Source organism: uncultured Paraglaciecola sp. (assembly GCF_913058035.1).
GTDB lineage: Bacteria > Pseudomonadota > Gammaproteobacteria > Enterobacterales > Alteromonadaceae > Paraglaciecola.
This window is the reverse complement of the sequence record NZ_CAJXPA010000176.1, coordinates 1-8,605: the sequence shown is the minus strand read 5'-3', so window position 1 is coordinate 8,605 and position 8,605 is coordinate 1. Positions and strand designations below refer to the sequence as shown.

Below are 8,605 nucleotides of genomic sequence, written 5' to 3'. Positions count from 1 at the left end.
TTTGTCGTCATTTGCGTAAATTATTGCCGTGTGGTGTTACTATGGTGGTTGTAATTAATTATTGTATCTCGAAAACAGAAAACGAAAGACGAGCAATCATCGAGTACAGCAATGATTTAGGTGTGGAGGCGTGTGTCTGTAAACATTGGGCCGAGGGCTCAAAAGGCGCCCAAGAACTAGCACATAAAGTTGTCGAGTTAGTGGAGTCTGGAAGTGCAAAATTTTCAACCCTTTATCCTGACAACATGTCTTTACTCGACAAGATCCGTCATATTGCGCGCACACTTTATGGGGCTAGGGATATCTTTGCTGATGACGCTGTTCGCAATACACTTGCCAGCTGGGAGCAAGAGTACGGGCACTTCCCAGTATGTATAGCCAAAACACAATATAGTTTTTCGACTGAGCCTAATTTGTTAGGTGCGCCATCAAATCACATTATTTCAATCAGAGAGGTTAGGCTTGCAGCAGGTGCCGAATTTATTGTTGTAGTTTGCGGAGCAATCATGACCATGCCAGGCCTACCAAGATTTCCCGCGGCAAATTACATCAACTTAAATGACGAAGGTTTGATTGAAGGATTATTTTAAATAATTATCTTAAAAATAATCAAGAACGTCAGTATGTTGATTGACAAAAGCCTGTAATAGGAACAAAAAATCGAGTTCAACTTCAGACTTTGACAGTCGGATAACTCAGTAAACTTGCCGCATCAGTCGTTGTAATTGACAACACGCGCTGACTGTCCATTGTTCGCTCGAGGCCACCTGTAACCTGTGTGTCAAAACTAGTCAGTGGGGCTCACCCCAATTGAACTAACCAGTTTTACTAACCAGTTTTACTAAATTGTTACTCTATTTAGTAACCATAACAATATTGAGCACGCCTGTACGTAATAGGTAGTTGATAGCTGGCAGTTAATAGTTGGCAGTTAATAGTTGGCAGTTGGCAGTTGGCATATTTATTCTATGCTAAAACCTGCCAATCAAAAAACTGGCTTTTTCTAGGTTTTTACTGCGTGCTCATGGCTCCATGATTACTACAGATTGGATTGGATCAGTCCGTAAGCCAGCATAGGTGTATTGAGCTATGCACAAACTCGATAAATTCTGTCAGATCCAAATGAACAAGATTTAGCTTCTTTCGCCATACGACTAGCCTGCCCCTGTTGCCTTCCTTTAAAATTTTTCCTGTAAGGTCATCAACCTCTTCAACAAATCGTTCACTTCCTACAACTAAAACCTTATTCGCCGTTTGACGCATATCGTTCCGTATTGAGCAGGCAAACGACAAACTTATCCGATACATGGACGTCGACTGACTTAAACAATAATGGTAAGTAAGGTACCCCACCCTTGATGTCCGCGACGGTTTAAACTTGATTTATTACCATCAAAATGATCAGCAGGCGTTCAATGAAGTAATACAAATTGGTGTTTCAACCGTGGCGGGTTGATTAGATACTGGCGACTTTAATGGCGATGGAAAAAATGACATTTTGCTAAATGGTCATGATGCTATTGAACTGTTTCTTCAGTCAAAGTCGGGCTTTGACGATACCATTAGGTATACTATTGAAGACGCTGTAAGTAAGGCGTATAGGGCCAACTTTGGTGAAAGTAGCTCCGGTGATTTTGACGGTGTTGGGAACCTTGATACTGGCGTTACAACTGTTCGTTATGACGATGACACCCAAACAGTGCACATTCTTCGCGTTCAAAATAATCAGCTTGAGCTCGTTGAACAGTTTAGGTTTCGATTTGGAAACACTCGCCACTTTTCAGGCTTGACTATTGCTGACTATGAACAGGACGGTGATGAGTTACTGGCGATTCAGGTTATGGCTTTACCCCTAAAATGTTAGGGCAAGCTGATGCATGTTTAGCTCAAGATATAAGCAAAGATAAAGTGTTAGATGGGTTTTGAACACCAGCCAGTATTTTGGCTCTAAACTAATCTCCCCTTAGAAAATAATGTTGGTTTAACCTTTGCACTGATCGAATAGTGATTGAAAAAAGATTGAAAAAAAGATTGAAAAATCATTATTCTGATGTTTCGTCAATCGATTCTTCTAGTACTTTAGTCTAAGAGTCCTATCCAACCAACATCTCAATTATCCTTTTAACACACTGTTTTTGGTATGGTTTTTCAAAATTTAACAGGTAACCCTTCACTTTCACTTAGAATAAAAACTATTGATTTTATCTCTTCTTATTTCGTAGAATTATAAGAAAATTATCTTCATTAGGATAAATATGAAACTTTGGTTATCTAGATACCTATCTGTGTTAACGCTTGTTCCTGCTGCCGTTTTAATTATATTTATCACAGCAGATATTTTTCGCGCCTATTATGCCCTCGACCAAGCAAACGAAACCATTGCTGATGTCAGGTTAGTCACTGTCACCAACAAGCTTGTGCACGAATTGCAAAAAGAACGAGGCATGTCTGCGGGGTATATAGGTTCAAAAGGTACCATGTTTACCTCTGGACTTAAGAATCAAAGAGCAATAACTGACAAAGAAGTTAACAACCTTAAAACGTTTATGGTCGATACCAATTATCACGAACATACCAACAAAACGACTCAGCAACTGTTCAATGGTTTGGGACAATTACAAACCATCCGTCAACAAGTTGATTCTTTGAATATCGCCCTGCCAGATGCACTTAGTTATTACACAGGTAATAATCTGCTTATTTTAGATTTAAATGGCCATTTAGCATCTGAGCTAGAAGAAGCAAGTTCATCAGAAAGATTTCTCACCCTTTACAATATCGCTTATGCTAAAGAGCAAGCAGGTATCGAACGTGCCGTTCTTAACAATGTGTTTGCTAGCGGAACATTCACCTCAGCATTATTTTCTCGCTACATTGAATTAGTCACAAAGCAGGAAACCTACATTAAATCTGCTTACACTGTTGCCACATTAGATTATAGAGAAGTATTGGATCTGTTTGTTCGATCTAAAGAGAGTCTTGATGTACAGCGTTTTAGAGATATTGCAGAAAACACAGAGAATGAATTTAACGTGGAAGCAAATGACTGGTTTAGTGCCGCAACGGCGCGTATCGACAAGTTGAAATCCACAGAACAAACACTATTGGATGAAACAGTTTTGTATGCGCTAGATAATGTCAGCTCTAAATTAAGGATCATTATATTTGAATCGATAGTGTTGATCTTGATGTTAGCAATAGCATATGCAGTATTCAGTACTATCAAACTGAGATCGTCACAATCTTTCGAAATCAATAGGTTTATGAAAAATGTGGATTCAGAAAAAGATCTCACTGATACAGTCGAAATAATCACCGAAGACGAGCTTGGTGTCATAGCGAAATTAATGAATATAACCTTTGCAAATATCCGAGCTGACTTCATTAATTTTCAAGAAAACGCTTATCAAATGGGAGAAGCGACAGAGCAAACTGCCAGCGCGACACAACAAAGCAAAGCAAATCTTACGCAACTACAAGCAGACATTTCTAGCATAGCCAGTGCCACGGAGGAAATGAGTGTTAGCATAAAATCAGTGACGGAAAATATGTTAGTTGCATCCGATGGTGCAGAACGCGCAGCGAAACAAACAATAAACGGCGAAGAAGCAGTCAAAATATCAATGCAAGGCATCTCTCAAACAGCGACAGAAGTAGCCAAAGTAGGTGAAACCATCACAGAATTGAACAGCCGAGTTAACGATATCTTAGGCATGGTAGACGTGATTAAATCTGTAGCGGATCAAACTAATCTGCTTGCATTAAACGCTGCTATAGAAGCCGCCAGAGCAGGTGAACAAGGTAGAGGTTTTGCAGTAGTTGCAGACGAAGTTCGCACACTAGCGAAACGTACACAACAATCCACCCAAGAAATTTCAGATGTCGTAGACGTATTGAAAACTAGTTCACAAAAAGCATTTTCTAGTATTGAAAGTGGAAACCACCAAGCTAGAGAAGCCGTTACAAATGCACAACAAATATCTGTCATATTGGCAAAGATCGTCGAGAGTATTAAGTCTGTGGACGATGTTACTGGCGTGATAGCTACATCAACAAGAGAACAAAGTTCGGTCATCCAAAGCATTAATAGTAACGTCGCAAGTATCGATACCCAAGCCAGAGAAACAGTGGTGGGTGCTGAACAGTTATCTGCTTCTAGCATGCAGCTGTCACAAATAGCCCATGATATGGAAAAACGGATCCAAACTTATAAGGTTTAACGGCTAACAGAATTGTCTTCAAATCGTTGCAAGATAAACTTGTTGTATAAAAAGTTATACTGCAAAGAATGACATCGGCGACCAATCCTTTTTCGAGTTTAGAGTAGTATTCACGCACTATTCCTAGTGATTTAGTCAAACCGCACATGACTTGACAGTCAAAGCCCTAGCGTGGCTTACAAATATAGCAGTATGCAAAAAAATGCATTTTCTGAAGCAACAACAATCGTACTCAGTCACCTAAAGACCAAAAATAATGGGATGGCACTCTACTTTGTCACCCACAAAATAAAGTACTGCTTCAGATGAGTCTGTTTTAATAAATACTCGTTCATCATCATAAAAAAACCAATCTTCAGAGCGACCTGCATAATAGCGGGAGCCGCTTGTTTTGAGCTTTAACTTTTTGAAACAGTTAAATAATAAACGAGAAATCGCCGACGTTCGCTCCTTCAAGGATTTAAAATAAATGTAAATATGGAGAATATGAGGCAATATGTATTCTAGTTTTATGAAAAAAATGACAGTTTATTTTTCTAAGACTCAAAATATTTTTACTCTTAAAATATAGGAAGCTCAATGAAAGAACTAAAAGGAAAGTGGGCGTTAGTGACGGGAGCCAGCAGTGGGATCGGGGCAGATTTGGCCCGCCTCTATGCAAAAGCAGGCTGTAACCTAATTATCACTGCTCGAAGGGAGCAGCGACTGGCTGAATTAAAAAAAGAGCTTTCTCAACAAAACGATATACGAATTGAAATCATTCAGAATGATTTATCAACCGAGACAGGACCGCAGGAATTGTTCGATACCATTGAAGACAGAAAAATACAGGTTTCCATTTTAATCAATAATGCAGGGATTGCACTGAGTGGTAAATTTAACGATATTCCACTAGACAAAAAATTAGGCATCATTCAACTAAACTTAGTTTCTTTGACAAAGCTCACCCATTTATTTTTGCACGGTATGATTAGTCGTAAAGAGGGTTGGATTATGCAGGTCGCTTCTGTCTATGGATTCCAGCCAGGTCCAAATATGGCGACCTATGCCGCGACAAAAGCTTATGTTATCAGCTTATCCGAAGCCTTAAATTTCGAACTCAAAGGAACGGGAGTCAAACACTCCGTATTATGCCCAGGACCAACTCGTACAGAAATATTTGATACCGCAGGACATACAACTAACATTCTTATGGATAACCTATCGATGGATTCAATGGATGTAGCTAAAGAGGGATTTAAAGGACTATTGAATGGTAAGTCTGTAATTGTGCCTGGTGCAATTAATAAAGCTTTGGTTTCCAGTAATCGATTTTCCCCGCGATCACTAACAGTTTTTGGTGCATCTCTATTCGGAAAAGAAGGAACATCGCGAAAATAAATTGTCTTCTAATTTGAGGTAGCGCTCTACTTTGTGGGGGTATTAATTTGACGATTTCGTCATTTTTGTATTCAGGTGACTCAGTGTTTTTTGGATTATAGACAGATGTTCATTAGACATTTCCCCGTGTCTAAACCAGAGGGGTAGCATTCGTTGTGCAAATTGGTTTGCCTACAAATTTGTCGATGCTCGCTATAACCTTAATAGCACCGATGCATTGCTCACAAGCTTCTATTTCAAGAACTCGCTTAAGTATTTGCACCCAGAGCATCGATTAGTGTTTTTATGCCCTCGTTTTTCCTGCCCTACCGGCAATGCTTGTTTAGCTTTATTTCGTTTTGCCGGCGTTATTGTCATGCAGTGCCGATTGTTTGATGAAGGCTGCACCGCGGAGGGCCGCCCTTCGAGGGCCGCACCACACAAACACACCATGATTAATTCATAGAGAATGAATTTACTGATGACATCTATGTAATTCACCCTTCGGGCCAGCACAGCTGCTGCTGGTTATTCCAGATAAACAGGCTGGACAACCAAAGGTGCCCTAAGGGTGAGAAACAAGGATGTCTCTCATCTAAACGTGTAAGGTTTACGCGGGCTTTGGGCACCAAGGCCGCTAAACAGGCAATAAAACCCCGCGGCTAAAGACCATATGACTATGCTGGTCAACCAGGATGTCGTTTCGCGATTGGGTTTTAAGTGGGGTGCGCACTTTGCCATAAGTTGTTATGCCAACCTTTTTTCTGATACCCCAGAGCGGGACTCTCTTCAAAATAAGTAACGGCACAACCTTTCGAGTTGACACCTGCATGGAGACCGCAACCTGCTACATTTGATGCACAATCTGCCGCAAGCCCATGCTGTTTGCCTGTAGCGATGCGATAAGTCATGGAATACCTATGAATTTGTCACATCGGGGGGGGGCCAGAATACCCAAAGCTAGGTTGTCGTTGTCATCATCGGTTACTAATCAGCCCTTGTGCTCACGAAAACCAGCCACACGCTGGCTAAGGCGGTGAGTAAGATTATTCAATTCATTTTTTGTCGCGGCTTTTATCAGGTAACCCATTCATCGGGAGTGAATTGATAAAGGCTTAAGAGCGTTTTCATTCAATAACGAAATATATATGTTCATTCACGGTCTTATGTGGGTAATAGATTTTTATCAATTAATTTAATATCGTAAATAGAGGTGTATATGCAAAGACCAAACATGGTCATGCTAACAGGACTGCTTGGCTTACTAGCTGCAATATTAGTCGGGGCCGGTGAATTTTTGCTACATTTTGATCCGCTTGCGAGATATTCAGAGACGCATTACCGCTTTATGCTAGCTACCTCTGATCAACAACAAACACTTGGACATTTTTTGGGAGCATTTGCAGCACCACTTTATGTAGTAGGCAGTTGGCATATTTATCTTATGCTGAAACCGGCCAATCAAAAAATAGCTTTTTTCGGATTTTTACTGTGTGCTTACGGCTTCATGATTGGTGCAGACTGGATCAGTTCGCGAGCCAGCATAGGTGCATTGATCCATGCCCAAAATCTGGGTGCAAATGTCGACCATCTCATCACATTGTATCAATTACGATATGAAAATCTGTTGACGGTTGTTCGTATCACCACATTGGCGACCTCAGTCATTTTTATCTATTTAGCGGCAACGGGGCGTTCTCATTATCAAAAGTGGCAAGCACTGCTTAGCCCGGTAGTGTTGTTGCTGCTGTCCTTTTTAACTTACTTTGCCATCCCGACTGTAGGAAAATATATGATGCCAATTGCGCTTAATATCGGATTTGGTTTGTTTTTTATTATGTCTTTAATTCAAGCAAAAAAACTAACTGCGCCAGTGTAGCGCTCTGAAGGAACTATGAAAAAACTATTGTTAATACCGGTATTTCTGATTACGGCTTTAGTCGTTATTGTACTTATCAAATTCACCATGGACAAAAATATTGATTATGATGTTTCTACACAAGGGGTAATCATCCCTACATTTGACTCTTATTTTCTAGATTTCGATCAAAAAATAAATAATGCAGAGTCATTACCGTTTACTGCTAGTGCCATCATAGATATTGACAATGATGGCACAGAAGAACTGTTTATCGGTGGCGGTCCTAATCAAAAAGATGCACTTTTTGCATATAAAGAAGGCAGATTACAACCCCTCAATAGTGACATTGTTGGTAAACCTGAATTGCAGGACGCCACCTTTGCCGCTGCGGTATTAGATGTGGATAATAATGGTTACTCTGATCTCATTATTACCCGCACGACTGGCGTTTGGTTACATCTCAATGAAGGCGGGAGTTTCACTGCCCAAAAACTTGATTTACCAATTAAAACTGACACCACACCCATGTCTGTAGCGTTAAGCGATATCAATCGTGATGGTCATTTTGATATGTACATATCCGGTTATATTAATAAAGAGCTGGTTGAAGGTCAGAATATCTTCAACAAAAAAGGTTACGGCGGTAGCAGCTTGATGGTATTAAATAATGGTGATAATACCTTCACCGACATCACTGATTCGTCCGGTTTGAGATACAAGCACAATACTTTTATGGGTATTTTTGTAGATATGGACAATGATGGTCTAGAAGACTTAGTTGTTGCCCACGACACTGGCCACGTAAAAACTTGGAAAAATAAGGGTAACAATACCTTTGTCGACATTGCTAATCCAAGTAGTGATGAATACAGTTATCCGATGGGTATAGCTGTCACCGACCTAGATGACGACGGCTTAGTTGACTTCTTCTTCTCTAATGTGGGAACTACACCACCCTGTCTTTTATACACACCTCTGCGCCCACGAGATCGTACTAGATCTCGTATGTCGTCTTCTGCTCGAAAAAATAAATGCATTCAAACTTGATACCAACTAATATCTATCACCTTCACCAACTTCTTTTTTTACACATATCTGATTATATACATTTCACTCTTTTACGATCTCCACTCATTTTATATCATCACCATAACGTATTTTCTAT

The 8,605-nt window shown here is 40.1% G+C and carries 5 protein-coding genes and 1 pseudogene; 5 read left to right on the top strand and 1 reads right to left on the bottom strand.

Features of this window, described 5'->3' with window-relative positions; translation table 11 throughout:
- The 4 genes from QZ562_RS17425 to QZ562_RS17410 all read left to right on the top strand — a co-directional run.
- Positions 1–590 (top strand): formate--tetrahydrofolate ligase (locus tag QZ562_RS17425; RefSeq protein WP_293762980.1); only part of this gene is annotated, 590 nt, incomplete at its 5' end.
- Between the two features lie 908 nt (positions 591–1,498).
- Positions 1,499–1,864 (top strand): hypothetical protein, encoded by a 366-nt coding sequence (locus QZ562_RS17420; RefSeq protein ID WP_293762977.1) that lies wholly within the window; start codon positions 1,499–1,501, stop codon positions 1,862–1,864.
- Positions 1,865–2,255: 391 nt separating this feature from the next.
- Positions 2,256–4,220, top strand: coding sequence for a methyl-accepting chemotaxis protein (locus QZ562_RS17415; RefSeq protein ID WP_293762974.1), 1,965 nt, complete (start codon positions 2,256–2,258; stop codon positions 4,218–4,220).
- A gap of 579 nt (positions 4,221–4,799) precedes the next feature.
- Entirely contained in the window at positions 4,800–5,600 is an 801-nt protein-coding gene (locus QZ562_RS17410; RefSeq protein ID WP_293762972.1) for an SDR family oxidoreductase, read from the top strand.
- A 578-nt stretch (positions 5,601–6,178) separates the two neighbouring features.
- Here the strand turns inward: QZ562_RS17410 and QZ562_RS17405 are convergent.
- Positions 6,179–6,505, bottom strand: a pseudogene (locus QZ562_RS17405) (transposase); the annotation flags it as partial.
- A gap of 293 nt (positions 6,506–6,798) precedes the next feature.
- Here QZ562_RS17405 and QZ562_RS17400 point away from each other — a divergent pair.
- Positions 6,799–7,458 (top strand): DUF6796 family protein, encoded by a 660-nt coding sequence (locus QZ562_RS17400; RefSeq protein ID WP_293762969.1) that lies wholly within the window; start codon positions 6,799–6,801, stop codon positions 7,456–7,458.
- The last annotated feature ends 1,147 nt before the right edge of the window (positions 7,459–8,605 follow it).

Excerpts from the sequence above, each read along its gene's own strand:
- QZ562_RS17415 (WP_293762974.1), top strand. The coding sequence starts at position 2,256 with ATGAAACTTTGGTTATCTAGATACCTATCTGTGTTAACGCTTGTTCCT.
- QZ562_RS17410 (WP_293762972.1), top strand. The coding sequence starts at position 4,800 with ATGAAAGAACTAAAAGGAAAGTGGGCGTTAGTGACGGGAGCCAGCAGT.
- QZ562_RS17400 (WP_293762969.1), top strand. The coding sequence starts at position 6,799 with ATGCAAAGACCAAACATGGTCATGCTAACAGGACTGCTTGGCTTACTA.